General features: G+C 72.4%; 24 protein-coding genes. 10 read left to right on the forward strand and 14 right to left on the reverse strand.

What is annotated here, in order from left to right:
* The 3 genes from ABD268_RS22855 to ABD268_RS20540 all read right to left on the reverse strand — a co-directional run.
* Positions 1-174: helix-turn-helix domain-containing protein (locus ABD268_RS22855; RefSeq protein WP_425573775.1), on the reverse strand; the 174-nt coding region annotated here is incomplete at its 3' end.
* 86 nt (positions 175-260) lie between these two features.
* Entirely contained in the window at positions 261-1,124 is an 864-nt protein-coding gene (locus ABD268_RS20535) for a phosphotransferase enzyme family protein (protein ID WP_344156974.1), read from the reverse strand.
* 62 nt (positions 1,125-1,186) lie between these two features.
* Positions 1,187-1,684 carry a DUF4234 domain-containing protein gene (locus tag ABD268_RS20540; protein WP_344156977.1) on the reverse strand — a complete coding sequence of 166 codons (498 nt, stop codon included), beginning with the start codon at positions 1,682-1,684 and terminating at the stop codon, positions 1,187-1,189.
* Between the two features lie 278 nt (positions 1,685-1,962).
* Here ABD268_RS20540 and ABD268_RS20545 point away from each other — a divergent pair, with 278 nt between their 5' ends.
* Together ABD268_RS20545 and ABD268_RS20550 are read left to right on the forward strand one after the other, a co-directional pair.
* Positions 1,963-3,396, forward strand: coding sequence for an MFS transporter (locus tag ABD268_RS20545; RefSeq protein ID WP_344156980.1), 1,434 nt, complete (start codon positions 1,963-1,965; stop codon positions 3,394-3,396).
* Between the two features lie 13 nt (positions 3,397-3,409).
* Positions 3,410-3,661 carry a hypothetical protein gene (locus ABD268_RS20550; protein WP_344156983.1) on the forward strand — a complete coding sequence of 84 codons (252 nt, stop codon included), beginning with the start codon at positions 3,410-3,412 and terminating at the stop codon, positions 3,659-3,661.
* Here the strand turns inward: ABD268_RS20550 and ABD268_RS20555 are convergent, their stop codons facing one another.
* Entirely contained in the window at positions 3,662-4,261 is a 600-nt protein-coding gene (locus tag ABD268_RS20555) for a DinB family protein (protein ID WP_344156986.1), read from the reverse strand.
* 1 nt (position 4,262) lies between these two features.
* The gene (locus tag ABD268_RS20560) at positions 4,263-4,868 is read right to left on the reverse strand and encodes a DinB family protein (RefSeq protein ID WP_344156989.1); all 606 of its coding nucleotides are present in this window, start codon (positions 4,866-4,868) and stop codon (positions 4,263-4,265) included.
* Positions 4,869-4,929: 61 nt separating this feature from the next.
* Between ABD268_RS20560 and ABD268_RS20565 the strand changes: the two genes are divergently transcribed.
* Genes ABD268_RS20565 through ABD268_RS20575 form a run of 3 tightly spaced genes read left to right on the forward strand, consistent with a single transcriptional unit; the run spans position 4,930 to position 7,520 of the window.
* A complete protein-coding gene (locus tag ABD268_RS20565) occupies positions 4,930-5,901 on the forward strand; it encodes a helix-turn-helix transcriptional regulator (protein WP_344156992.1) in 972 nt (323 codons plus the stop codon).
* Positions 5,902-5,905: 4 nt separating this feature from the next.
* Complete coding sequence (locus ABD268_RS20570) at positions 5,906-6,685, forward strand: hypothetical protein (protein ID WP_344156995.1); 780 nt, start codon at positions 5,906-5,908, stop codon at positions 6,683-6,685.
* A gap of 19 nt (positions 6,686-6,704) precedes the next feature.
* A complete protein-coding gene (locus tag ABD268_RS20575; RefSeq protein ID WP_344156998.1) occupies positions 6,705-7,520 on the forward strand; it encodes an alpha/beta hydrolase in 816 nt (271 codons plus the stop codon).
* On the opposite strand, the gene ABD268_RS20580 is transcribed toward ABD268_RS20575, so the two are convergent.
* From ABD268_RS20580 to ABD268_RS20590, 3 genes are all read right to left on the reverse strand, one after another.
* On the reverse strand, positions 7,480-9,651 hold the full coding sequence (locus ABD268_RS20580) for an acyltransferase family protein (protein ID WP_344157001.1): 2,172 nt from the start codon (positions 9,649-9,651) through the stop codon (positions 7,480-7,482). The two genes, ABD268_RS20575 and ABD268_RS20580, sit on opposite strands and share 41 nt — an antisense overlap.
* A gap of 70 nt (positions 9,652-9,721) precedes the next feature.
* Positions 9,722-10,990, reverse strand: coding sequence for a M23 family metallopeptidase (locus ABD268_RS20585; protein WP_344157004.1), 1,269 nt, complete (start codon positions 10,988-10,990; stop codon positions 9,722-9,724).
* Between the two features lie 55 nt (positions 10,991-11,045).
* Positions 11,046-11,594 (reverse strand): CGNR zinc finger domain-containing protein, encoded by a 549-nt coding sequence (locus ABD268_RS20590; RefSeq protein WP_344157007.1) that lies wholly within the window; start codon positions 11,592-11,594, stop codon positions 11,046-11,048.
* 39 nt (positions 11,595-11,633) lie between these two features.
* On the opposite strand from ABD268_RS20590, the gene ABD268_RS20595 reads away from it, so the two are divergent.
* Positions 11,634-12,611 (forward strand): EamA family transporter, encoded by a 978-nt coding sequence (locus tag ABD268_RS20595; RefSeq protein ID WP_344157010.1) that lies wholly within the window; start codon positions 11,634-11,636, stop codon positions 12,609-12,611.
* A 12-nt stretch (positions 12,612-12,623) separates the two neighbouring features.
* On the opposite strand, the gene ABD268_RS20600 is transcribed toward ABD268_RS20595, so the two are convergent.
* The 3 genes from ABD268_RS20600 to ccrA all read right to left on the reverse strand — a co-directional run bounded on the left by ABD268_RS20600 (position 12,624) and on the right by ccrA (position 16,618).
* The gene (locus ABD268_RS20600; protein ID WP_344157013.1) at positions 12,624-13,787 is read right to left on the reverse strand and encodes an AI-2E family transporter; all 1,164 of its coding nucleotides are present in this window, start codon (positions 13,785-13,787) and stop codon (positions 12,624-12,626) included.
* A complete protein-coding gene (locus tag ABD268_RS20605; protein WP_344157016.1) occupies positions 13,784-15,124 on the reverse strand; it encodes a hypothetical protein in 1,341 nt (446 codons plus the stop codon). Before ABD268_RS20605 ends, ABD268_RS20600 begins: the two co-directional genes overlap by 4 nt.
* Positions 15,125-15,277: 153 nt before the next feature.
* Positions 15,278-16,618 (reverse strand): crotonyl-CoA carboxylase/reductase, encoded by a 1,341-nt coding sequence (ccrA, locus tag ABD268_RS20610; RefSeq protein WP_344157019.1) that lies wholly within the window; start codon positions 16,616-16,618, stop codon positions 15,278-15,280.
* A 271-nt stretch (positions 16,619-16,889) separates the two neighbouring features.
* On the opposite strand from ccrA, the gene ABD268_RS20615 reads away from it, so the two are divergent.
* A complete protein-coding gene (locus ABD268_RS20615; protein WP_344157022.1) occupies positions 16,890-17,276 on the forward strand; it encodes a hypothetical protein in 387 nt (128 codons plus the stop codon).
* A 40-nt stretch (positions 17,277-17,316) separates the two neighbouring features.
* Here ABD268_RS20615 and ABD268_RS20620 read toward each other — a convergent pair whose 3' ends face one another.
* Together ABD268_RS20620 and mce are read right to left on the reverse strand one after the other, a co-directional pair.
* Positions 17,317-17,586 (reverse strand): hypothetical protein, encoded by a 270-nt coding sequence (locus ABD268_RS20620; protein ID WP_344157025.1) that lies wholly within the window; start codon positions 17,584-17,586, stop codon positions 17,317-17,319.
* A 117-nt stretch (positions 17,587-17,703) separates the two neighbouring features.
* Complete coding sequence (gene mce, locus ABD268_RS20625) at positions 17,704-18,156, reverse strand: methylmalonyl-CoA epimerase (protein WP_425573768.1); 453 nt, start codon at positions 18,154-18,156, stop codon at positions 17,704-17,706.
* Positions 18,157-18,343: 187 nt separating this feature from the next.
* Here mce and ABD268_RS20630 point away from each other — a divergent pair, with 187 nt between their 5' ends.
* Positions 18,344-19,531: an acetyl-CoA C-acetyltransferase gene (locus tag ABD268_RS20630; protein WP_344157031.1), complete on the forward strand. Its 1,188-nt coding sequence runs from the start codon at positions 18,344-18,346 to the stop codon at positions 19,529-19,531.
* Between the two features lies 1 nt (position 19,532).
* Positions 19,533-20,534, forward strand: coding sequence for a methylmalonyl Co-A mutase-associated GTPase MeaB (gene meaB / locus ABD268_RS20635; RefSeq protein ID WP_344157034.1), 1,002 nt, complete (start codon positions 19,533-19,535; stop codon positions 20,532-20,534).
* A 22-nt stretch (positions 20,535-20,556) separates the two neighbouring features.
* Here meaB and ABD268_RS20640 read toward each other — a convergent pair whose 3' ends face one another.
* Positions 20,557-21,426, reverse strand: coding sequence for an alpha/beta hydrolase (locus tag ABD268_RS20640; protein ID WP_344157037.1), 870 nt, complete (start codon positions 21,424-21,426; stop codon positions 20,557-20,559).
* 77 nt (positions 21,427-21,503) lie between these two features.
* Here ABD268_RS20640 and ABD268_RS20645 point away from each other — a divergent pair, with 77 nt between their 5' ends.
* Positions 21,504-22,634, forward strand: coding sequence for a glycosyltransferase family 4 protein (locus ABD268_RS20645; RefSeq protein WP_344157042.1), 1,131 nt, complete (start codon positions 21,504-21,506; stop codon positions 22,632-22,634).
* Position 22,635: the final 1 nt, after the last annotated feature.

The raw sequence follows: 22,635 nt of genomic DNA on the forward strand, positions 1-22,635 counted from the left end.
GCTTCGCCGTCTGGGCGAGCGCGATCCCGGCGCGGAGAAGCTCCTCGCCAGTTCTCGGCTCACCGTCGAGGGATGCTTGCCGATGATCGAGGCGATCTGCCCCTGCGACAACCCGATCCGGTACCCCCGTTCAATCGTTCGTCGCTGCTCCACCGTCAATCGCGCACCAGGCATGGCCGGCAACCTCTTCCAACTCAGTCACGAGTTGCAACTACCGGTTGAAAACACGGGGGGCGTTCAGCCTGTTGAGAGGTCCTCGATCAGAGACGGCGACGCAGCCGCGTACGTATCTCCTCCTCGAGCGCCGGCTCGTCGAAGTCGCCCACCAGAAGCTGGGCAAGGATCTGCAGCCGTCGCAGGTCCCGGCACTCTTCCAGCCTCACGATGTCGAGGCGTCCCGGGTACGCCGAGAGTGCTTCCTCGGTCACCGTCAGTGACGCGAGATCCCATTCGACGGGGCCCACGCAGACGTCCTCGAAGTCGGTCCAGCGGGGTCCGTCGGCGGTCATCAACACGTTTCCCGTGTGCGCATCGCCGTGCAAGGGACGGCGAGGCCAGCCCTCGGCCAGCGGCACGAGTACTGCGACCGCACGATGCAGGAACTGATCGTCGGAGCGTGACATCGCCGCGGCGATGTCAGCGAGTGGTCCCGCGAGCAGTGGGAGATCGTCCGGGTATGTCGCGAGGGCGGCGTGCAGCCGCCCGAGGGACCTTCCGAAGTCTGCGTCCGTCACGGTGCTCTGGTCCTGCTCGACCCACTGCCACAGGGAGACATCGATCCCGGCGACGTGGTGTGGACCGGCGTCGCGCCAGGGAGCCGTCACGCCCACCTCGGATGCTGCCAGGAAGCGAGCCACGGCGACTTCGCGTTCCAGCCAGGCTCTCGGGGTGCCGCGCAGCGCGCGGCCGAGCGTCACGACTCGGGTGACCACTGGCTCGGGGTGCAGTCGGACGCGGACGCTGTAGCCCTCGGCGATGACCTCGGGCCGCTCGACGGTGAGCCCCACCGCGCGTCCGCAGGCGATCGAGGCCGCCACGGCGTCCGCCGTGCTCGGCATCGCCTCGGAGTCAGCGCCCGGTTGCTCGATGCGCGGCCTCGCCTGCTCGCCCGGTTCGGTGTCCATGTGGCTCATGGTGCCGGAACTCGGCTTGAGCAGGTCCCTGCGCGACGGTCATCGCGCGGGCCTCAGCCCTCGCTCGACGCGCCGACCGAGCGCCAGTAGTCGTTGAGCGCCCGGTTCGTCTTCACGAACCACACGATCGCGCCGACGAAGAAGAACCAGCCCAGCAGCAGCGCCCACAGGCCCGTCACGGCGCTCACCGGCCGGGCCTCGCCGCGCCGCTCGTAGAGGCCGCCGACCTCGTGCGAGCTGAAGAACGGCATCACGACGCCGACGAAGATCGCGAGGATCAGCGCCACCGGTCCGCCGATGCCGGTGCCGGTGTGCTGCTTCATCTCCTCGTGGGTCTTGTAGTACCAGTACCAGGTGTAGAAGCCGAGCGTGACCACGGTGAGCAGGATGCAGGTGCCGGTCTCGCGCACCTCGCCGACGGGCGCGGAGGCGGCGGGCGCACCGCCCGCGGAGTACTGGGCCGGTGTCGCGCCGCCGCTGTCGGGGCCGGGGACGGGGTCGGAGCCACCCTCCGCGGTCTTGTCGGGCTGCGGCTCGTTGACGTCGGACATGGCCGTTCCTCGTCTGCTCGGGTGCGTCCGCGACGCTGGCACATCTTCCCGGTCGGGAGGGGTCCCGAGGCGATCTTTCCCCGATCGTCGGGACGGGCCGGATCTCCCTCGAGGGCACCGAGGATTGATCCGCGAATCCATGGGGTACGGGTCGAGGCAGGACACGCGTCGGCGCGCCTCCCCACCCCGGAGGGGCGACCGCGCGGAGTGAACGGAGGACACTCATGGCTGTCGAGACAGGACGCATCACCACAGACATTCCAGCGAGACTGGACCGATTGCCCTGGGCCAGGTGGCACTGGCTCGTCGTGATCGGTCTCGGGACCGTCTGGATCCTCGACGGGCTCGAGGTGACGATCGTCGGCTCGATGTCCGACGCGCTGGCCGACCCCAAGACGGGTCTCGGCATGACCAGCTTCCAGGTCGGCATGGCCGGCGCGGTCTACGTCGCCGGCGCCTGCCTGGGCGCGCTGTTCTTCGGCCAGCTGACCGACCGCCTCGGCCGCAAGAAGCTCTTCCTGATCACGCTGGCGGTCTACACGTTCGCCACCGTGCTCACGGCGTTCTCGATGAACCCGATGTGGTACTTCGGTGCGCGTTTCCTGACCGGCGCCGGCATCGGTGGTGAGTACGCCGCCATCAACTCCGCGATCGACGAGCTGATCCCGGCGAAGTACCGGGGCCGCGTCGACGTGGCCATCAACGGCTCGTTCTGGGTGGGCGCGGCCGGCGGTGCGATCCTCACGATCCCGCTGCTCGACCCCACGGTCATCAACCAGGAGTGGGGCTGGCGCCTCGCGTTCGGCCTCGGCGCGATCCTCGCCGTCGGCATCCTGGTCGTCCGCCGCAACGTGCCGGAGAGCCCCCGCTGGCTGTTCATCCACGGCCACGAGGACCGGGCCGAGGAGATCGTCCGCGAGATCGAGGGCACCGTCTCCAGCGAGTCCGGCAAGACCCTGCACGACGTCTCGGACACGATCACGATCCGGCAGCGCAAGTCGATCGGCATCGGCCTGATCGCCCGCACGGTCTTCACGATGTACCCCAAGCGCACCGTGCTCTGCTTCTCGCTCTTCGTCGGGCAGGCGTTCCTCTACAACGCGTTCTTCTTCACCTACGGGGACACCCTCACCACGTTCATGGGCGTCAAGCAGACCGGCTGGTACATCGCGGTCTTCGCCCTCAGCAACTTCCTCGGGGCGCTGCTGCTGAGCCGGCTCTTCGACAGCATCGGCCGGGTCAAGATGATCACGGCCACCTACGTGCTCTCGGGAGCGCTGCTGGGCATCACGGGCTTCTTCCTCGGCAGCTTCAGCGCCGTCACCCTGACGCTGATGGGCGCGATCATCTTCTTCATGGCCTCGGCCGGCGCGAGCGCGGCGTACCTCACCGCGAGCGAGGTGTTCCCGATGGAGACCCGGGCGCTGTGCATCGCCTTCTTCTACGCCATCGGCACCGCGGCCGGCGGCATCTCCGGCCCGCTGCTCTTCGGCTACCTCATCGAGCAGGCGTCCGCGAGCATGGACATCACGCAGATCTCGGTCGGCTACTACCTCGGCGCGGTGCTGATGATCGGTGGCGGCATCGTCGAGGCGCTCCTCGGTGTGAAGGCCGAGGGCCAGTCGCTCGAGAGCATCGCCCAGCCCCTGACCGCCGAGGACTCCTCCAGCGAGTCCGGCAGCGGCGGCCGCACCGCACCCCAGCCCGCTTGAGGAGGACCACACCATGCCGATGCCACCCCCCAAGCCCTCGACCGAGGGGCACCGCGACCGCCACGTCGCCCACGAGATGGCGCAGATCTCCCGGGCGCTGACCGTCAACGGACCCCAGCACCCGGCCGACCTCGCCCGACTGGTCGGAGCGGAGTACTGGGAGCCGGGTCGCTTCGACCGTGCCCTGGCGTTCGCGGTGACCGACGGGGTCGTCCACCGCAGCGCGGACGGCACGGTCGCGACGAGCACGCCGCTCCTGCGGTAGTCAGCGCGAGCTCGCGGGCCGCCAGGGCTTGAGCCAGTCTGTCTCCGGCCAGCCCTCGCGGCCCGCGACCAGCTCGTACATGGTGGCGCCGTCGATCGCCTCGCGCACGAGGTCAGCGTGCCCCGCGTGCCGGGCCAGCTCCTCGATCAGGTGGAACCACACCCAGCGCACCGACCAGGCCGCGACGTCCGTCGGGCTCCACGGTGCGGGCGGGACCGGCACCGCGGTGTCGAGGTCGAGGTCGCCCACCGCCTCGAGCACGCGCACGCAGACCTCGTCGTACGCCGTGAGCGCGGCCTCGACACTGTCGTGCGGGTGCCAGGTCCAGCCGTCCCGGTGCGCGGCGAGCTTCTGCTCCATGGTGCGGTCGTCGACCGGACGGCCGGGCCCGGCCACCGCCAGGCCGAGCCAGTGCTCCTGGGTCTGCGTGACGTGCTTGAGCAGCGAGCCGACCGTCAGGGTGCTCGGCGGGGAGGCGGCGATGCCCGCCTGCTCGTCGGTCAGGCCGTAGACGGCGCAGCGGAAGGCGTCCTGCTGCTGGACGAGGTAGGCGGAGAGCGCGTGGCGCTCGTCGGTCACGGGTGGGGCTTGGGCAGGCATGTCAGGAGTCCTTTCCGGAATCAGCAGGGTCGGAACAGCCGCGCCGGTGGGCGTGCGGGTAGAGGTCGCGGAGCAGGGCGATCTCGGCGCCGTGGTGGATCACCTCGCGGTGGATGTGCAGGACGAGCGCCGCGAGGGGTGCCTCGGCGAACGGACCCTCCGCGGGCCCGCAGGGCCGGGTGAGCCCCTCCTCGCCGAGCCCGCGCACGCCGTCGCGCCACACGGCGTACTCCTGGTCGAGCTGGGCGAGCCCCTCGACCGCCGTGCCGGCGTAGGTCCACGACTCGTGGTGCGCGGCCTCCCGGCCGAAGTGGGACGCGCTGCGCATCGCCATCACCTCGACGGTGATGTGGGCCAGGCGCCAGGCGATCGTCGTGACCGGTGCCGGGCTCGGGTCGTCGGGGGCGTCGTCGCGCTCGAACGGCCCGCGGCCGATCGGCGCCGGGGAGGTGCAGGCGCCCCGCGGCCGGATGCTCCAGGCGCCGGGCGCCGGCTCCCAGAGGTACTCGTCGTCGGAGAGCCCCTCGAGCCGCGGCCGCAGGGCGTAGGTCCAGTGGAGCTCGAGCTGGTCGAGGAGGAGCGGGTTCCACTCCAGGTTTGTCGTCATGCGACCAGTCTCGTGGTGAATCAGGACAGGAACGGTCCGCTACCCGTGGCAGGGTGGGCGCATGAGCCCCAGTCCCGGCGAGACCGGCGGCACCACCGAGCGCGTGCTGCGTCTGCTCGCCCTGCTCCAGCAGCGGCCGGTGTGGACCGGCACCGAGCTCGCCGAGCGGCTCGGCGTCACCACCCGGAGCATCCGGCGCGACGTCGGGCGCCTGCGCGCGCTGGGCTACCCCGTGAACGCCACGCAGGGGGTCGGGGGCGGGTACCAGCTCGGCGCCGGCAAGGCGCTGCCGCCCCTGCTCCTCGACGACGAGGAGGCCATCGCGACCGCGGTCTCGCTCCGGCTCGCGGCCGGCGGCACCGTGGCCGGGGCCAGCGAGGCCGCGGTGCGCACCCTGGCCAAGCTCGACCAGGTGCTCCCGGCGCGGCTGCGCGCCGAGGTCCGGGCGCTGCACGACGCCATCGTCACGTTGGAGGGCGGCCGGATCGAGGTGGACGCCGACCTGCTGCTGGCCCTGGCCCGGGCCACCCGTGACACCGTCCGGGTGGAGCTCACCTACACCGGACGCGGGGCCGAGCCGGGGCTGCGGCGGGTCGAGCCCTACCAGCTGGTGGCGACCGGCCGGCGGTGGTACCTCCTGGCCTTCGACCTCGACCGGGACGACTGGCGCTCCTTCCGGCTGGACCGGATGAGCGACCTGCGCACCACGACGTGGCGGTTCACCCGGCGGGAACATCCCGACCCCGCGGCGTACGTCCAGCAGGCGGTGAGCGTGGCGCCCTACCGCCACCGCGCGCGGGTGCGGGTGCACGCCCCCGTCGAGGAGGTACGACGCGCCACCACCAGCGCCACGGCGACCCTGGAGCCTCTCGACGACGACACCTGCCTGCTGCTCAGCGGGTCGGACAGCCTCTACGCGCTCACGCTGCACCTGGGGATGCTCGGCTGGGACTTCGAGGTGCTCGATCCGCCGGAGCTCCGGGACGCCGTCGCCGAGGTGGCGGCCCGGCTCACCCGCGCGTCCGTATCCTGAAGCCATGGAAGGCCTCGTGATCCTGTTGGTGCTCGCCGCCGTGGTGGTGGCCCTCGTCGTGTCCAACCGGAGGGGCAAGGAGCGTGAGCTCGCCCGGCGGCAGGCCGAGCTCGAGCCGGTCAAGAAGCTGGCCTTCGAGGACATCACCGCCCTCGGCGAGGAGCTCCAGTCCCTCGACCTGGACCTGGCCGGCCGCGAGCTCGACCCGGGCGCCAACGCCGACTACCAACGGGCGCTCGACGCCTACGAGTCCGCGAAGACCGCGGGCGAGCGGATCGCGCAGCCCGACGACATCAGGCACGTCACCGAGATCCTCGAGGACGGTCGCTACGCGATGGCCTGCGTCCGGGCCCGGGTCGCGGGCGAGCCGTTGCCGACCCGTAGGGCCCCGTGCTTCTTCGACCCGCGGCACGGGCTCTCGGTGGCCGACGTGTCCTGGGCCCCCGCCGGCGGCGCACCGCGCGACGTCCCGGCCTGTGCGCTCGACGCCGAGCGGGTCCGGGCCGGGGCCGAGCCCGACGTCCGCCAGGTGATGGTCGGCGCCCAGCGGGTGCCGTACTGGCAGGGCGGCCGCGCCTACCAGCCGTACGCCGCGGGCTACTTCGGCCGGACCGGGGTCATGGACATGATGTTCATGGGCATGATGTTCGGCGGCCTCGGTGGCTTCGACGCGCTCGGCGACGGGATCGGCGCCCTCGGTGACGGCATCGGTGACGGCATCGGGGCGGTCGGCGACGGCGTGGGTGACATGTTCGGCGACATCGGGGACATGTTCGACTTCTGACGTCGGCTAGGTTGCTCGCGTGCCCGCCCAGAAGATCCGCGCGAACTCCGTCCTGCCCGCCCGGCGCGAGCCGGTCACGCTGACCACGGCCGACGGGCTGGACCTGGTGGCCGAGCTCGCCGTGCCCGAGGGGCGCGAGCCGGTGGCCACGATCATCTGCCTGCACCCGCTGCCCACCCACGGCGGGATGATGGACAGCCACGTCTACCGCAAGGCGGCGTTCCGGCTGCCCGCCCTCGCAGGCGTCGCGGTGCTGCGGTTCAACACCCGGGGTACCTGGAGCGAGCAGGGGACCAGCGAGGGCTCCTTCGACAACGCCGTGGGGGAGCAGTACGACGTGGCCGCGGCCATCGAGTACGCCGAGTTCAACGACCTGCCGAACGTGTGGCTGGTGGGCTGGTCGTTCGGCACCGACCTCGCGCTGATGCACGGCAACGACCCGCTGGTGCAGGGGGCGATCCTGCTCAGCCCGCCGCTGCGGTTCAGCGACGCGGAGCACCTGAGCCAGTGGGCCGAGTCCGGCAAGCCGGTCAGCGCGTTCGTCCCCGAGCACGACGACTACCTGCGTCCCGCCGAGGCCCGTGAGCGCTTCCGCGCCATCCCGCAGGCCGAGGTGGTGCCGTTCGAGGGCAGCAAGCACCTGTGGGTCGGCGATGCCGAGCGGGTCCTCGACGAGATCGTCCGCCGGGTCGCCCCGGACGTGGGCGTGCCGCTGCCGACCGAGTGGGACGGCCCCATGGAGACCGCCGACACCAGCGCCTACAACGCGCACAACCTCGCGGCGTACAGGGACGTCAAGGTGCCCGGGCCGGCTCAGCGCCCCGCCGGAGACTGAGCTCGCGGTCCAGCGCCGACGTGAGGTGCCGGGCGTACTCCACGGTGATGTGCGCCAGGTCCCGCCGGGGCACGAAGTGCCCGATCACCGCGGGGCAGCTGTCCTCGACGCAGAACCACTTGGTCGGGTCCACGTAGTCCGCGCCGGCACGCAGCGCGCCGGCCTTGGCGGCCGCGGTCATCTCCATCGACCGGGGGTCCCGCGTGGCCATGCAGCCGCGCAGCGAGGCGTCGCGCTTGGAGAGGCAGACGCTGACCTGGAAGTCGGTGGCCGGCGGGTCGCCGATGTAGACGACCCGCCCGGAGTGCGCGCCGAGCCGGGCGACCGACCGCTCCATCCCGTCCTCGAACATCGCCAGGGTCTGGTCGGGGTCGTCGACCAGGTCGCCGTGGTCGTCGACGTAGCCCCGGTTCGAGCTGGACTCCGAGCCGACGATGGTGACGTCGGGCTCGAGCTGCTCGACCTTGTCCACCGCCCAGTCCTGGAACCGCTCGCAGCTGGTGCTCGGGCCGCCGACCTTCAGCTCCGGGGTGACGTCGGCGCCCGGGCAGCCCACGCGCACGAGGTAGTAGGCCTTGTAGCCGTACTTCTCCGCCAGGACGTCGAGTGCCGGGATCCACTGGCGGGCGTGCGAGTCACCGACGAGCACCAGCGTGCGGTCGGCGGACAGGTCGCCCCGGGGGCAGAGCTTGTCCAGGAAGCCCGGGTAGTACTCGCACGCGCCCACCTCCGGCTTGAGCTGGTCGGCCGCCAGCGGAGCAGGGGAGAGGCCGCGGGGGATCTCGGCGCCGTTGCGGGCGGCCAGCACGGACGCCTCGACCAGGGCGACGTCGGGATCGCTGCTGAAGTCTGGCTTCGGGTCGCCGCGGTGCCGGCCGAAGTTGCTGGTGGTGATCCAGTCGCCGTCGGTCGTGTTGATCTTCTCCACGACCGTCTGGGCGCCCGCCATCAGCGGCAGCATCAGCACGACCACGGCGGGGTAGAGGACCAGGCCACGCGCCGGCCGGGCGGAGAGGATGCGCATCCGGCGCACCGGGTTCTCGATCAGCTGGTAGCTCGCCGCCGAGACGGCCAGGGCGCCGCCGAGCACCACCAGTCCGGACCAGCCCGAGACCGGCCCCCACAGCGCGCCGGCGATGATCAGCGCCGGCCAGTGCCACAGGTAGAACGAGTACGACCAGTCGCCGACGGCCCGCATCGGCGGCACGCTGAGCAGCCGCTGCGGCCCCCAGGGAGCCGGCACCAGCCCGCCGGCGAGCAGGAACGCCGTACCGACGACCGGCAGCGCCGCGGCGTACCCCGGGAACAGTGTCCCGGGGTCGTAGGTCAGCGCCGCGACCAGGACGCCCGCGAGTCCCAGCCACGACACGACGCCGAGGACGAGGCGCGGGAGCCGCCGGAGCGCGGGGACGAGGCAGGCGGTCAGCGCGCCCAGGCCCAGCTCCCAGGCGCGGGTGAGCGGCGAGAAGTACGCCGGCACCGCGTCGTGCCGGGTGTCGACGACCGACCACGCGAACGACGCCACCACCACGACGGTCAGCAGCACCACGGCTGCGCCGGTGACACCGGCGCCCGGCGCGGGCGGGTCGGAGGCCCGGGCCGCGTGCCTCCCCCGGCCCGGTCGCTCGCGTCGACGGCGCGTCCGGCGGACCAGCAGGCAGAGCATCAGCACCAGCAGCGGCCACACGAGGTAGAACTGCTCCTCGACCGCCAGGGACCAGTAGTGCTGCAGCGGGGAGGGGGCGGCCTCGTTCTGGAAGTAGTCGGTGCCGTCGCTGGCGAACTTGATGTTGGCCGCGAAGAAGGTCGCCCAGACGGCGTCCTCGATCGCGCCGAGCGCGTCCACGCCGCTGAGGAAGAACACCGACGCCGCGATCGTCGCCAGGGTCACCACCGTCGCGGCCGGCAGGATCCGGCGGGCCCGGCGCGCGTAGAAGCCGATCAGGGAGATCCGGCCCTCGCGCACCGCCTCGGCGAGGAGCAGCGAGGTGATCAGGAAGCCGGAGATGACGAAGAAGACGTCCACGCCGACGAAGCCACCGTGGAACGGCTCGATCGCCGCGTGGTCGAGGGCCACGAGCAGCACGGCCACCGCGCGAAGCCCCTGGATGTCCCCCCGAAACACAGACACCGCGTCACTGTACTGACTGTTCGCGCGAACGCAGGTATTACCGCAACTCGCCGGGCCCGCGGACCTCGGCTCAGCCGGCGTGCACGCCGACCGTGTCGAGCCACCGGGACGGGTCGGTGTCGTCCTGGTAGATGCTGCCGCCGCTGGGGTGCACCTCGAGGTGCAGGTGACAGCCGGTGGCATTGCCCGCCTGGCCCACGACCCCGATCTGCTGCCCGGCCACGACCGGCTGGCCGCTGCTCACCAGCAGGGCCTGCATGTGGGCGTACCAGGTCGTGAGCCCCCCGTCGCCGGCGCCGACCATGACCAGCCAGGGTCCCGACCAGCCCTGGTCGGTGCGGATCGCCACGGTGCCGTCGTTGACCGCCAGGACCGGGGTGCCGCACGCGGTGGAGAAGTCGTCCCCGGTGTGCACCGAGGCCCAGTGCCGGCTGCGGTGGCCCCAGTTGTGCTGGTCGACGAATGACGTGCCCGGGGGCAGCGGGAAGGAGAGGGCCCCGTCGTAGCCCCCGGCGGTCGTCTCCCGCAACGCCTGGTCGGCCAGCACGGAGTCCTCGAGCAGGTGGCGGGCCGTCCGCACGTCGGCAAGCACCCGCGCGCGGGCCTGCTCGGCCGCGGCCAGGGCCGCTCGGGAGGAGACCAGCGTCTCCCGGGCGTCCCGGTCGGCCTCGGCGACGGCGACGGTCGCCTCCCGGAGCCGGTCTCGCGACTGCTCGGCGGCCACCACCGCGTCGGACTGGGTCCGGCCCATCTCCTGGAGCACGGTGACTCCTTGGACGAGGTCCTCGTCGGAGTCGGCGGACAGCAGCAGGCCGAAGGCGCCGAGCTGGCTGGTGGTGTAGGCCTCGGTGACCACCGACATCATCAGCTCCCGGTCGGCCCGGTAGCGGGCGGCCGCCACCTTGGCGGCCTGCTTGGCCGCGACGAGGGCGTCGTGGGCGTCCCGCGCCCGGGCAGTGGCGTCGTCGGCCGCGGCGTGGGCCTTCTCGTAGGTCTTCAGGACCTCGCCGAGGTGGGCGTCGACCATCGCCAGCTGCTGGCGCGCGGCCGCCGTGGCCTCGCTGTCGGCGGGGGCGGGGCGGAGCAGGGCGGGATCGAGGTGCCAGGTGGCCGCCAGCGCGACGTCGCGCTCGGCCCGGGCCTCCTTCGCCGCGCGGGCCCCGGCGGGCCGGTCCGTCCCGGTCGAGGGGCGCGCGACGTGGCCGACCATGAGCAGACGTCCCGCGTGCGTCGTCGCCTCCGGGAGGTCGGTCGGCGCGGCGGCCGCCGGGGAGGGCGACGCCAGGGCGGTCAGGCCCAGGATGAGTGCGGCCACGCGAGTGGCCCTGCCGGCGTCCATGCAGACACCCAAGGCGGGGGTCCGCCCCGCCTCTCCCCGTTCGGGGTAGACCTCATCAGTTTTGGTGACCGCCCCCGGTCTGCCGGGCCCGGTAGGCGGCGACGGCGTTCCGGTTGCCGCAGGCGGTGCTGCAGAACCGCCTCGAGCGGTTGCGCGAGAGGTCCAGCACGACGCCGCCGCAGGTCTCGTCGGCGCACAGGTCGAGCCGCGACATCTCGTCGGCGCGGATGACGTCGACCATGGCCATCGCGGTCTCGACGGCGATCCGGGTCGCGAACGACGCGGTGCGTTCCGTGGCGTGCAGGTGCCAGTCCTCGCCGTCATGGCGCACGAGCTGGGGGACCGCCCCGGCCTCGGACAGCATCCGGTTCACGATCGCGACCGCGTCGTCACGGGTGCTCGTGAGCAGCGTCCGCAGGGGAGCGCGGAGGGCGCGCACCTCGTCGAGCTCGGCCTGGTCGTGGGTGCGCGACCCCGTGTAGGCGTGCTCGGCGTAGAAGGCGTCCAGCGCGGCCACGCTGGTCAGCGTGTCCGGCTCCTCGGCGGAGTTGACCAGCGCGACGGCGGCGAGCAGCGAGGACTCGGTGTCATGGTCGAAGGGCACGTTGACAGATTACCGCATCCGCGCTTAGTGTCATGAGTCATGACGACATTTGCTGATGACGCCGGGACGCGGGTGGCCGAGCTCCCGGCCTCGCGCCTGCTGCCCGGGCTCGGCTTCGCCGTGCTCTCGGCGATGTCGTTCGGCCTGTCTGGCTCGCTGGCGAAAGGTCTGCTCGACACCGGCTGGACCGCCGGCGCCGCCGTGACCGTGCGCGTGCTCGTCGCGGCCGCGGTGCTCGCCGTGCCCGCCGTGCTCTCCCTGCGTGGTCGCTGGGGCCTGCTCCGCCGGAACGCCGGGCTGGTCGCGGTCTACGGGATGGTCGCGGTCGCCGGCTGCCAGCTCGCGTACTTCAACGCCGTCGTGCACATGCAGGTCGGGGTCGCGCTGCTGATCGAGTACACCGCGCCGGTCGCCGTGATCGGCTGGATGTGGCTGCGCCACGGACACCGCCCCGGGGTCCTCACGCTCGTCGGCGCCGTGGTCGCCGCGTTCGGCCTGGTCCTCGTGCTCGACCTGCTCTCGGGTGCCGACCTGAGCGTCCCGGGCGTGCTCTGGGCGCTCGGCGCGATGGCCGGTGCCGCGACGTACTTCGTGCTCTCGGCCAGCGAGGACAACGGGCTGCCGCCCCTCGTGCTCGCCGCGTCCGGCCTCACGCTCGGCGCGGTCGCCCTGCTCGTGGCCGGCGCCGTGGGTGTGGTGCCGATGAGCGCCTCCACCGCACCGGTGTCGTACGACGGGGCCACGGTCCCGTGGTGGCTGCCGCTGCTGGGCCTCGGGGTCGTGACCGCGGCGCTGGCCTACGTCACCGGGATCGCCGCCGGCCGACGGCTCGGCTCCAGGCTGGCGTCGTTCGTGGCGCTGCTCGAGGTGCTGTTCGCGCTGCTCTTCGCCTGGCTGCTGCTGGGCGAGCTGCCGCGCGCGGTCCAGGTCGTCGGGGGAGTGCTGATCCTGGCCGGGGTCGTCGTGGTCAAGCTCGGCGAGCGTGGAACCGCGGCGGCCGCGGGCACGTCCACCTGAGGTGAGGGCTGACTACTTCGCGTCCTGCCTCGGCACCAGGACCTCCCGGGTCAGCATCAGGATCGCCGCGGCGGTCGGGATCGCCAGCAGCGCACCGATCACGCCCAGCAGCGCGGCCCCGACCAGGGCCGCGATCACCGTGACGGCGCCCGGGATGTCGACGGACCTCGACATCACCCGCGGGTAGATCACGTAGTTCTCCAGCTGCTGGTAGACCACGTAGAAGATGATGCAGATCAGGCCGATCTTGGGGTCGGTCGCGAACGCGATCGCGGTCACGATCACCGCCCCGATCGTGGCCCCGATCATCGGGATCACGTCGAGCAGCGCGACGACGAAGGCGAGCGCCATCGCGTAGTCGCCCAGGCCCACCACGAACAGGAAGATCAGCGAGGAGATGCCGGCGCACAGGGCGACGATGAACGCGCCCGACACGTAACCACCCACGCCCCGCAGGACCTCGTCGCCGAGCTTGCTGACCCGGTCGCGGCGCGATGCCGGCGCGAGCCCGTAGAGCGCCTGCTTCGTCTTCTCCAGCGAGGAGAGGAAGTACAGCGTCAGCACCACGACCACGAACGAGTTGAGCAGCACCGAGAGCACGGCCAGGCCGATGCCCAGCACCCCGCCGAACAGGCTGCTCACGAACTTGCCGTCGGAGACGAACTCCTTGGCCTTGTCGATCACGTCGTACTGCCGGTCGAGGTCCTGGATCCAGCGCGTGTGCTGGAAGGTGTCGAGCCAGTCCGGGGCGCTCTCGCCGATGGCCCGCACCTGGTCGGTGATGACCGGCACGATCGCCACGAGGAACAGCGCCAGCGCGGCGATCACGCCGGCGATCACCGCCACGACCGCGAACGCCCGGCGCATCCCGCGGCGCTCGAGCCACTCGACCACGGGGTTGAGGCCCGCGGCCAGGAACAGCGCGACCACGATCTGGATCAGGACCGACCCGATCGAGGTGACCACCCCGCCCAGCCACCAGGCCAGGAACAGCCCGAGCCCGCCGAAGAACCCGATCACGAAGGGCGACCGCTTGGAGAACGGCTTCCCGGGCTCGCCGAGGTCGGGACCGGTCTGGCTGTCGGGCGAGCGGTCGCCGGAGGACTGGTCCTGCGGAGCCTGCTCCGGCTCGGCGGCGGCCGCCTCGTCGGAGGCCGCCGCCGAGTCCTGGCTCACTTGCCGTCGTCCTCGCCGAAGCCGGCGACGACGTCACGCAGCGAGGCGAGCTGGGCGGTGATCGCGTCCCGGCGCTTGGTCATCCGGTCGAGCTCCGCCCGGACCGCGCTCAGCTCGCGCTCAGCCTCGGCGGTGCTGGTCGAGGTGATCGAGTCGGCCTGCGTGCGCGCCGAGGCGACGATCTGCTCGGCCTCGCGACGGGCGCGGACCAGCAGGGACTCCGCCTCCTTCTGCGTCTGACCTCGCAGCTCGTTGGCCTGCTTGGCGGCCTCGCGGGCGCGCTGCTCGGCGGCGGCCGCCCGCTCCTCGGCCTCCTCGACGAGCCGTCGGGTCTCGGCGGTCGCGTTGGAGTGGTGGTCGGTCGCCTCGCGGGCGAGGCGCTCCTTCTCCACCGCGAGCGTGCGCCGCGCCTCCTGCACCTCCCGGTCGGCGGCGGCGCGAGCCTGCTCGGCCTCGCGCTTGGCCGAGATCCGCAGCTCGTTGGTCTCCTGCTGCGCGGCCAGCCGGTGCTGGTCGGCCTCGCGCTTGGCCGAGGCCAGCATGTCCTCGGCCTCGCTGCGGGCCATGTCCCGCTCCTGCTCGGCGTCGGCCATCAGTCGGCTGCGGTTCTCGTCGAGCTCCTTGAGCTGGACCATCCGCATGTCCTCGGCCTCGCGCGCGGCGTCGGCGCGGATCGCCTTCGCGTCGCGGCCGGCCTGGTGGCGGATCTCCTCGGCGTCGAGCTCGGCCCGGGCGCGCACCTCGGCGGCCTCCTCCTCGGCGAGGCGGAGCATGGCGCTGGCGCGACCGCCCAGCCCGGCGTACGACGGGTTCCGGTTCTCGGCGAGCTCCTCACGGGCCGCCGCGAGCTCGGCCTCCATCTCGGACAGGCGCCGCTGGGCCGTGCCGAGGCTGTTGCTCAGCTCGGTCCGCTCGCTGCCGAGCTGGCGGACCCGGGCGTCCACGGCCTCGCGGTCGTAGCCGCCGCGCCGCACCACCGGGAAGCCGGTCACCGACGTGGTGATCGTCCCTGACGACGAGCCGGCCGCGGCCGACGCGCGGGCGGCCGGGGCAGCGGCGGGAGGCTGCAGCGGCCCGGGGGTCGGCCTGCCGGCCGCGGGTGCGCTGGGTGCCGCCGGGCTCGCCGGCGTGCCGGCAGCCGGCTTGTCGCTCACGGGCTTGTCGCTCACGGGTCCGGCGTTCGCGGGCTTGTCGCTCGCAGGCTTGGACGCGGGGGCGGAGCCCGTCTTGGGCTCGGACTTCCCGACCGCGGGCATCACCTGGGTCGCCTCCTCGTCGACGGACGCGTCGGTGGCCTCCGGCTCGTTGTCGAAGATGGACAGACCCTCGTCGCTCATGTGTGGGTACCTCTCCCGGAGTCGTGGTTCCTGTGGCGTCGACCTGGTGGCGTCGAGCCGTAGGCGCCCAGTCTCCCCGATGATCCGGAAACAACCCACCCCGGCTCGCGGATCGAATCCGCGAACCGGGGTGTCGGTCGTGTGACGCGGGTCTCAGACCCCGCGGAACCGGTTGATCTGCGTCTCGAGGCCGGCGCGCATCTCCGGATTCCGGACGCCGAGTCCCTCCTCCGGGGCCAGGCAGAGCACCCCGACCTTGCCCTGGTGAGCGTTCTTGTGGACGTCGAGCGCCGCCTGGCCGACCTCGTCGAGCCCGTAGGTCCTCGACAGGGTCGGGTGGACCTTGCCCTTGGCGATCAGGCGGTTGGCCTCCCAGGACTCGCGGTAGTTCGCGAAGTGCGAGGAGATGATCCTCTTGAGGTTCATCCACAGGTAGCGGTTGTCGTACTCGTGCATGTAGCCCGAGGTGGAGGCGCAGGTGGTGATGGTGCCCCCCTTGCGGGTGACGTAGACGCTGGCGCCGAAGGTCTCGCGGCCCGGGTGCTCGAAGACGATGTCGATGTCCTCACCGCCGGTGAGCTCGCGGATCTTCGAGCCGAAGCGCTTCCACTCACGCGGGTTCTGCTGCGTGCCCTCCTCGTTCCAGAACTGGTAGCCCTCCTCGTTCCGGTTGATGATCAGCTCGGCGCCCATGGAGCGGCAGATGTCGGCCTTGTCGTCGCTGGAGACCACGCAGATCGGCGTGGCGCCACCGTTGAGGGCGTACTGCGTCGCGAAGCCGCCCAGGCCGCCCGAGGCGCCCCAGATCAGGACGTTGTCGCCCTGCTTCATGTCGCCGCCGTTCTTGCTGACCAGCTGGCGGTAGGCCGTGCAGTTGACCAGGCCGGGGGAGGCGGCCTCCTCCCAGGTCAGGTGCCCGGGCTTGGGCATGAGCTGGTTGGCCTTGACCAGCGCGACGTGGGCGAGGCCGCCGAAGTTGGTCTCGAAGCCCCAGATCCGCTGCTCGGGGTCGAGCATGGTGTCGTTGTGGCCGTCCGGGTGCTCGAGCTCCACCGACAGGCAGTGGGCCACGACCTCGGCGCCGGGCTTCCAGGAGTGCACGCCGGGGCCGGTGCGCAGCACGACGCCGGCCAGGTCGGAGCCGACGACGTGGTAGGGCAGGTCGTGCCGCTTGGCCAGCGGCGAGAGGCGGCCGTAGCGCTCCAGGAAGCCGAAGGTCGAGACCGGCTCGAAGATCGAGGTCCACACGGTGTTGTAGTTGATGGCGCTCGCCATCACCGCGACCAACGCCTCGCCCGGGCCCAGCTCGGGCAGTGCGACGTCTTCGACGTGCAGCGACTTGCGCGGGTCCTTCTCCCGGGTGGGCACGCCCTCGAACATGTCGACCTCGTCCTTGTGCACCGTCACGGCGCGGTAGGACTCGGGCAGCGGGAGGGCGGCGAAGTCCTCCGACGAGGTGTCGCCGGCGAGGATGGCGTCGAGGATCTGCTTCACGAGTGCTCCTGATCGATGGGTCGGCGCGTTGCTCGGCGTCCGCGGGCGGGGCCGGGCTGCCGGTCGTGGCGACGAAATCTACTCAGGAGTAGCCAAGGGTGTCAGCCTCCTGTGACCTATCTGGCTCGCCTCGCTGACGTGCACGGCCGACCCACTCGACCGTCCTGCCCACACGGGCCATGCCGTAGGGGCCTTTGGTCCCTGTCTGGGCGGAATCTGGATGTCTAGCGTCACGGGAGTACCGCCATTCACTGTCCAGGGGGGATCCAGCATGGCGAACATCGAAGTACTCCACCCGAGGGAGCGCCTCATCAACACGGCGCGTGACTACGCGGTCGCGCTCGCGGGGCTGTGGCGCCCCCGCTCGACGACGGCGTCGTCGAGCGCCATGCGGATCACGTCGACGACGAGCCACCGGGCCGGTGCGCCGCTGGCCGACCTGGCCTCGCGTCGCGTCGACACCAGCCTGCACGACGCGTCGCGTCGCGTGTGCCGGGCCATGCTCCTGCTGGCGCCGTTGCGCGAGTCGCAGGACCCCGAGATGCGGGCGGCCTACGAGAACATCCACGACGTGATGGGCGACCTCGCGAGCATCCACCACTGGACCGCGCTCGCGTCGCTGCGGCCGACCGAGAGCGAAGTCGCCGCCGAGGAGTGAACGCCGCCGAGGAGTGAGCCCCCCGCCGGTGAGCCGGGCCTCAGCCCGCCTGGTGGCCGTGGTGGTCACCCGGCCGCGGCTCGGTGGCCCGCGCCATCGCGTCGGCCTCGGCGAGGACGACGGCGATGTCACGCAGGGCGGTGATCGCCCGTTCGAGGATGTCGAGGGCCTCGTCGGTGTGGGTCCGGACCGGGTGCGGCACCCACTCGAGCGTCCCGCTGAGCAGCAGGTGCGCGCGCGAGACGTCCATGGTGACGCCCATGAGCGCGTCGGTGGGGTCGAAACGATCCGGCCCCGAGTCCGTAGGCATCAGCCCTTGTCCTCCCCCGTGAGACCACCTGGGTCCTTACCCAGCCAAGGTGCGGGGCGAGTGGAGGCGGATCGGGGATCCGGGGCGAACTTCCGCAAAATCGGGGACCCGCGGGGATCAGTGTGACGCGGCGGGCTCCACCAGCTCGACGAGCACACCGCCGGCGTCCTTGGGGTGGATGAAGTTGATGCGGGAGCTGGACGTGCCGCGGCGCGGCTCGTCGTACAGCAGGCGCAGGCCGCGCTCGCGCAGGATCGCGCTGACCGCGTCGACGTCGGTGACGCGGTAGGCCATCTGCTGGATCCCGGGTCCGGACCGGTCGAGGAACTTCGCGATCGTCGACTCCTCCGACAGCGGCGCCAGCAGCTGGATGCAGGAGCCCGAGTCACCCACGGCCATCATCGCCTCGCGGACCCCCTGCTCCTCGTTGGTCTCCTCGTGCGCCAGCCTCATGCCGTAGGTGTCGCGGTAGAACGCGATGGCGGCGTCGAGGTCGGGCACCGCGATGCCGACGTGGTCGATGGCGGTGAACAGGTGCTCGGGGAGGTCCCCCAGGGGTGCAGAGCTCATGGCGGACATCGTCGTACGACGGGGGTGTGGCCGCGAGGGGGTGTGAGGTTTTCCTCACCGGCCACCTACTGCCTCCGGCCTCGGGGGTGTGGGTATCGTCGCAGTCATCAGCCCGCCGGCTGCTCGGCCGTCCGTCTGGGCCGGGCCCACCGACCGGGCCATCCGCTACGCATCGATGGAGGCACCAATGTCTGGATCCGTGATCGTCGCCGGGGCCCGCACCCCGATCGGCCGCCTGCTCGGCGGGCTGAAGGACCAGTCGGCCGCCGACCTCGGCGGTGTCGCCATCAAGGGCGCGCTCGAGAAGGCCGGCGTCGCCGCAGACCAGGTCGAGTACGTCATCATGGGCCAGGTCATCCAGGCCGGCGCAGGCCAGATCACCGCGCGGCAGGCCGCGGTCAAGGGCGGCATCCCGATGACCGTCCCCGCGATCACGATCAACAAGGTCTGCCTCTCCGGCATCAACGCGATCGCCATGGCCGACCAGCTGATCCGCGCCGGCGAGCACGAGATCGTCGTCGCCGGGGGCATGGAGTCGATGACCCAGGCGCCGCACCTGCTGCCGAAGTCGCGCGAGGGGTTCAAGTACGGCGACACCGCGCTCGTCGACTCCATGGCCTACGACGCGCTCTACGACCAGTTCACGACCCAGCCGATGGGTGGCCTGACCGAGTCCTGCAACGCGGCCGGCGCCAACCTGACCCGTGAGGAGCAGGACGAGTTCTCCGCCCGCTCCCACCAGCGGGCGGCCGAGGCGTGGAAGAACGGCGTCTTCGACGAGGAGGTCGTGCCCGTCGAGATCCCGCAGCGCAAGGGTGACCCGGTCGTCGTCTCCCAGGACGAGGGCGTCCGCGGCGACACGACCGCGGAGTCGCTCGGCAAGCTGCGCCCGGCCTTCAGCAAGGAGGGCACGATCACCGCGGGCTCGGCCTCGCAGATCTCCGACGGCGCCTGCGCCGTCGTCGTGATGAGCAAGGCCAAGGCCGAGGAGCTCGGGCTCACCTGGCTCGCCGAGATCGGCGCCTCCGGCCAGGTCGCCGGCCCGGACTCCACCCTGCAGCTCCAGCCGGCGCGCGCCATCGAGGCCGCCGCGGCCAAGGAGGGCATCGTTGTCTCCGACATCGACCTCTTCGAGCTCAACGAGGCCTTCGCCGCGGTCGGCATCGAGTCGGCCCGCCAGCTCGGCGTCTCCGAGGACAAGGTGAACGTCAACGGCGGCGCGATCGCCGTAGGCCACCCGGTCGGGATGTCCGGCGCCCGCATCGTGCTGCACCTCGCCCTGGAGCTCAAGCGCCGCGGCGGCGGCACCGGTGCCGCCGCGCTGTGCGGCGGCGGCGGACAGGGTGACGCGCTGATCATCCGGGTCCCGGCCTGACTTGGTCTCGACAAGCTCGACCACCGGAAAGGTCGGGGGTCGGCGCCGCTCGACGGCGTCGGTCCCCGACCTGGTCTCCCGCGCCCGTGAGGGCGACCCGCGCGCCGTCGCCCGGCTGATCTCGCTGGTCGAGGACGCGTCGCCGCTGCTGCGTGAGGTGATGGCGGCCCTGGCGCCGTACACCGGGCACGCCCAGATCGTGGGGATCACCGGGTCGCCGGGTGTCGGCAAGTCCACCTCGACCAGTGCGCTCGTCTCCGAGCTGCGCAAGCACGGCAAGCGGGTCGGCGTGCTGGCGGTGGACCCGTCCTCGCCGTTCTCGGGCGGTGCCCTGCTCGGTGACCGGGTGCGGATGCAGGACCACGCCCTCGACCGGGACGTCTACATCCGGTCGATGGCCTCGCGCGGTCACCTCGGTGGGCTCGCCTGGACCACGCCCCAGGCGCTGCGCGTCCTCGACGCCGCGGGCTGCGACGTCATCCTGATCGAGACCGTGGGGGTCGGTCAGAGCGAGGTCGAGATCGCCGGCCTCGCGGACACGACGATGGTCCTGCTCGCGCCCGGCATGGGCGACGGCATCCAGGCCGCGAAGGCCGGGATCCTCGAGATCGGCGACCTGTACGTGGTCAACAAGGCCGACCGTGACGGTGCCGACCAGGTCCGCCGCGACCTGCGGTCGATGCTGGCGCTGGCCGACCGCTCCGAGGGGGCCTGGAAGCCGCCGATCGTCAAGACCGTCGCCCAGCGCAGCGAGGGCCTCGACGAGGTGGTCGAGCAGATCGACCAGCACTACGCCTGGCTCCGGTCCTCCGGGGAGCTCGAGAAGCGGCGTACCCGCCGGGCCCGCGACGAGATCGAGGCGATCGCGGTGACCGCCCTGCGCGAGCGCTGGGGCGACGTCCACGGCCGCTCCGAGCTGGACGACCTCGCGGCGTCGGTCGCCGCCGGCAAGTCCGACCCGTACGCCGCCGCCGACGAGCTGCTGGACGCCTTCACCGACTGAGCCCGGTCCGGCGACCGGGTGCTCACCCCTCGCCGGTGACGGCGGCGGCGACCCGCCGGGCGGCCGTCGCCCCGAACAGGATCGTGTAGTGGTTGGTGTCGGCCACCGTGGCCACGGTCAGCTCGGGGACCGCTGCGTCGTACGCCGCCACCGCCTCGGCCGGCAGCATGCCCGGGGGCCGGCCGAACAGGCCCGCCGGAGCCACCAGCAGCGTGGTGGGCAGCTTCGCGCCCCGCAGGCTGCGGTCGAGCGCCGGCGCGGACAGCAGCAGGTCGCGGCCGTCCGCCCGGACGGCCTCGTCGACGGCGCGGGAGCGCACGCCCGAGGCCGTCTCGAGGGCGTCGTAGCGCACGTAGTCCTCGATGGTGTCGTTCCAGGACGGGCCCAGCGCGGGGTGGGCGCGGAAGAAGTCGACGTAGGCGTCGACCGAGGGGTAGGTCGTGCGCAGCCGCTCGAGGGCGGGGCCGAGCGTGGCGGCGAGCACGTCGTCGGGGTCGGCGCCCTCCGGGAGCGGCAGCGGGACGCCGCCGTCGACCAGGACCACCCGCTCGAAGAGCTCGGGCCGTTCCGCCGCGGCCAGGACGGACACGTAGGCGCCCATCGAGTGCCCCAGCAGGACCGGGCGCCCGCCGAGCGCGGAGGCGACCGCGGCCACGTCGCCCGCGTGGACGCCGAGGCCGAAGGGCCCGGGCAGGTCACGGGAGGCCCCGCGCCCGCGCAGGTCGAGGGCGACCAGGCTCCAGTCGTCGGGGAGCGCGGTCGCCACGGCGGGCCAGGCCATCGCGGAGGCCGTGATGCCGTGGACCGCCAGCACGGTCCGTGGGCCCGTGCCGAACCGCAGGCCGTGCAGGCTGCCGCCGGGGACGTCGTACGAGACGGGGGTGGGGTTCATGCCCCGATGATGTCCTCGTCGGACAACCCTCACGCGGGTGACACCGACCGTTCAGCGGGGTTCACCACCCTGGGACCATGCGCGTAGCCATCGTCACGGAGTCGTTCCTGCCGCAGGTCAACGGCGTCACCAACACCGTCCGCCAGGTCGTCGAGCACCTCGGCCGGATGGGGCACGAGGTCCTCGTGGTCGCACCGGGCCCCGGCCCGGCGGAGCACCAGGGAGTCCCGGTGGTGCGGGTCCGGTCGGTGGGCCTGCCCGGCTACCGGTCCTTCCCGATCGGGCTCCCGGACCCCGCGGTGGAGCGCGCCGTCGCCGGGTTCCGACCCGATGTCGTGCACCTCGCCTCCCCGATCGTGCTCGGCGCCGTCGGGCTCCGGGTGGCTCGCAAGCTCGACGTCCCGACCGTCGCCGTCTACCAGACCGACGTCGCCGGCTTCGCGCGTCACTACGGGCTGCGTGCCGACATCCCCACCGCGCGATGGGTGGGCCGGATCCACCGGCGGGCCACCCGCACGCTGGTGCCGTCCCGTTCGTCGTTCGCCCAGCTCGAGGCCATGGGGGTCCCCGACGTGCACCTGTGGCGGCGCGGGGTCTCGCTGGACCTCTTCGACCCGGGCCGTCGCAGCGAGGAGCTGCGCGCGAGCTGGTCCGGGCACGGGGTGGCGGGCTCGGAGGTGGTCGTCGGCTACGTCGGGCGGCTGGCCGCGGAGAAGCAGGTACGCCGGCTCCGCGACCTCGCCGGCCTGCCCGGGGTCCGGCTGGTGGCGGTCGGGGACGGTCCCGAGCGCGGCTGGCTGGAGCGCCACGTCCCGGGAGCCCGGTTCACGGGGATGCTGGGCGGCGAGGCGCTCGCGACGGCGTTCGCGAGCCTCGACGTGTTCGTCCACACCGGGGTGGCCGAGACGTTCTGCCAGACGGTGCAGGAGGCGCAGGCCAGCGGGGTGCCGGTCGTCGCCCCGGCCGCGGGAGGCCCCTTGGACCTGGTGGCGCACGGGCGGACCGGGATGCTCTACGACCCGCGGGACCCGGCGGCGCTGCGGGGCGCCGTGCGCCACCTGGTCGGCGACCCGGACCTGCGGGCGCGGCTGGCCTCCGCAGCGCTCGCCGACGTGGCGGAGCGCAGCTGGGGCAACGTGGTCGGCCAGCTGGTCGAGGAGCACTACCGCCAGGTGCTCGGCTCGGGGTCGGCCCCCGCGGCGGCCTGAC

The sequence above is a fragment of the Nocardioides koreensis genome, from assembly GCF_039531775.1.
Taxonomy (GTDB): domain Bacteria; phylum Actinomycetota; class Actinomycetes; order Propionibacteriales; family Nocardioidaceae; genus Nocardioides; species Nocardioides koreensis.

Coding starts and splice junctions, on each gene's coding strand:
- mce (WP_425573768.1), bottom strand. CDS start 18,156: ATGAGCTCTGCACCCCTGGGGGACCTCCCCGAGCACCTGTTCACCGCC.
- ABD268_RS20555 (WP_344156986.1), bottom strand. CDS start 4,261: ATGCCTGCCCAAGCCCCACCCGTGACCGACGAGCGCCACGCGCTCTCC.
- ABD268_RS20605 (WP_344157016.1), bottom strand. CDS start 15,124: ATGAGCGACGAGGGTCTGTCCATCTTCGACAACGAGCCGGAGGCCACC.
- ABD268_RS20645 (WP_344157042.1), top strand. CDS start 21,504: ATGCGCGTAGCCATCGTCACGGAGTCGTTCCTGCCGCAGGTCAACGGC.
- ABD268_RS20585 (WP_344157004.1), bottom strand. CDS start 10,990: ATGGACGCCGGCAGGGCCACTCGCGTGGCCGCACTCATCCTGGGCCTG.
- ABD268_RS20615 (WP_344157022.1), top strand. CDS start 16,890: ATGGCGAACATCGAAGTACTCCACCCGAGGGAGCGCCTCATCAACACG.
- ABD268_RS20640 (WP_344157037.1), bottom strand. CDS start 21,426: ATGAACCCCACCCCCGTCTCGTACGACGTCCCCGGCGGCAGCCTGCAC.
- ABD268_RS20540 (WP_344156977.1), bottom strand. CDS start 1,684: ATGTCCGACGTCAACGAGCCGCAGCCCGACAAGACCGCGGAGGGTGGC.
- ABD268_RS20595 (WP_344157010.1), top strand. CDS start 11,634: ATGACGACATTTGCTGATGACGCCGGGACGCGGGTGGCCGAGCTCCCG.
- ABD268_RS20630 (WP_344157031.1), top strand. CDS start 18,344: ATGTCTGGATCCGTGATCGTCGCCGGGGCCCGCACCCCGATCGGCCGC.
- ABD268_RS20535 (WP_344156974.1), bottom strand. CDS start 1,124: ATGGACACCGAACCGGGCGAGCAGGCGAGGCCGCGCATCGAGCAACCG.
- ABD268_RS20565 (WP_344156992.1), top strand. CDS start 4,930: ATGAGCCCCAGTCCCGGCGAGACCGGCGGCACCACCGAGCGCGTGCTG.
- ABD268_RS20570 (WP_344156995.1), top strand. CDS start 5,906: ATGGAAGGCCTCGTGATCCTGTTGGTGCTCGCCGCCGTGGTGGTGGCC.
- ABD268_RS20550 (WP_344156983.1), top strand. CDS start 3,410: ATGCCGATGCCACCCCCCAAGCCCTCGACCGAGGGGCACCGCGACCGC.
- ABD268_RS20560 (WP_344156989.1), bottom strand. CDS start 4,868: ATGACGACAAACCTGGAGTGGAACCCGCTCCTCCTCGACCAGCTCGAG.
- ABD268_RS20620 (WP_344157025.1), bottom strand. CDS start 17,586: ATGCCTACGGACTCGGGGCCGGATCGTTTCGACCCCACCGACGCGCTC.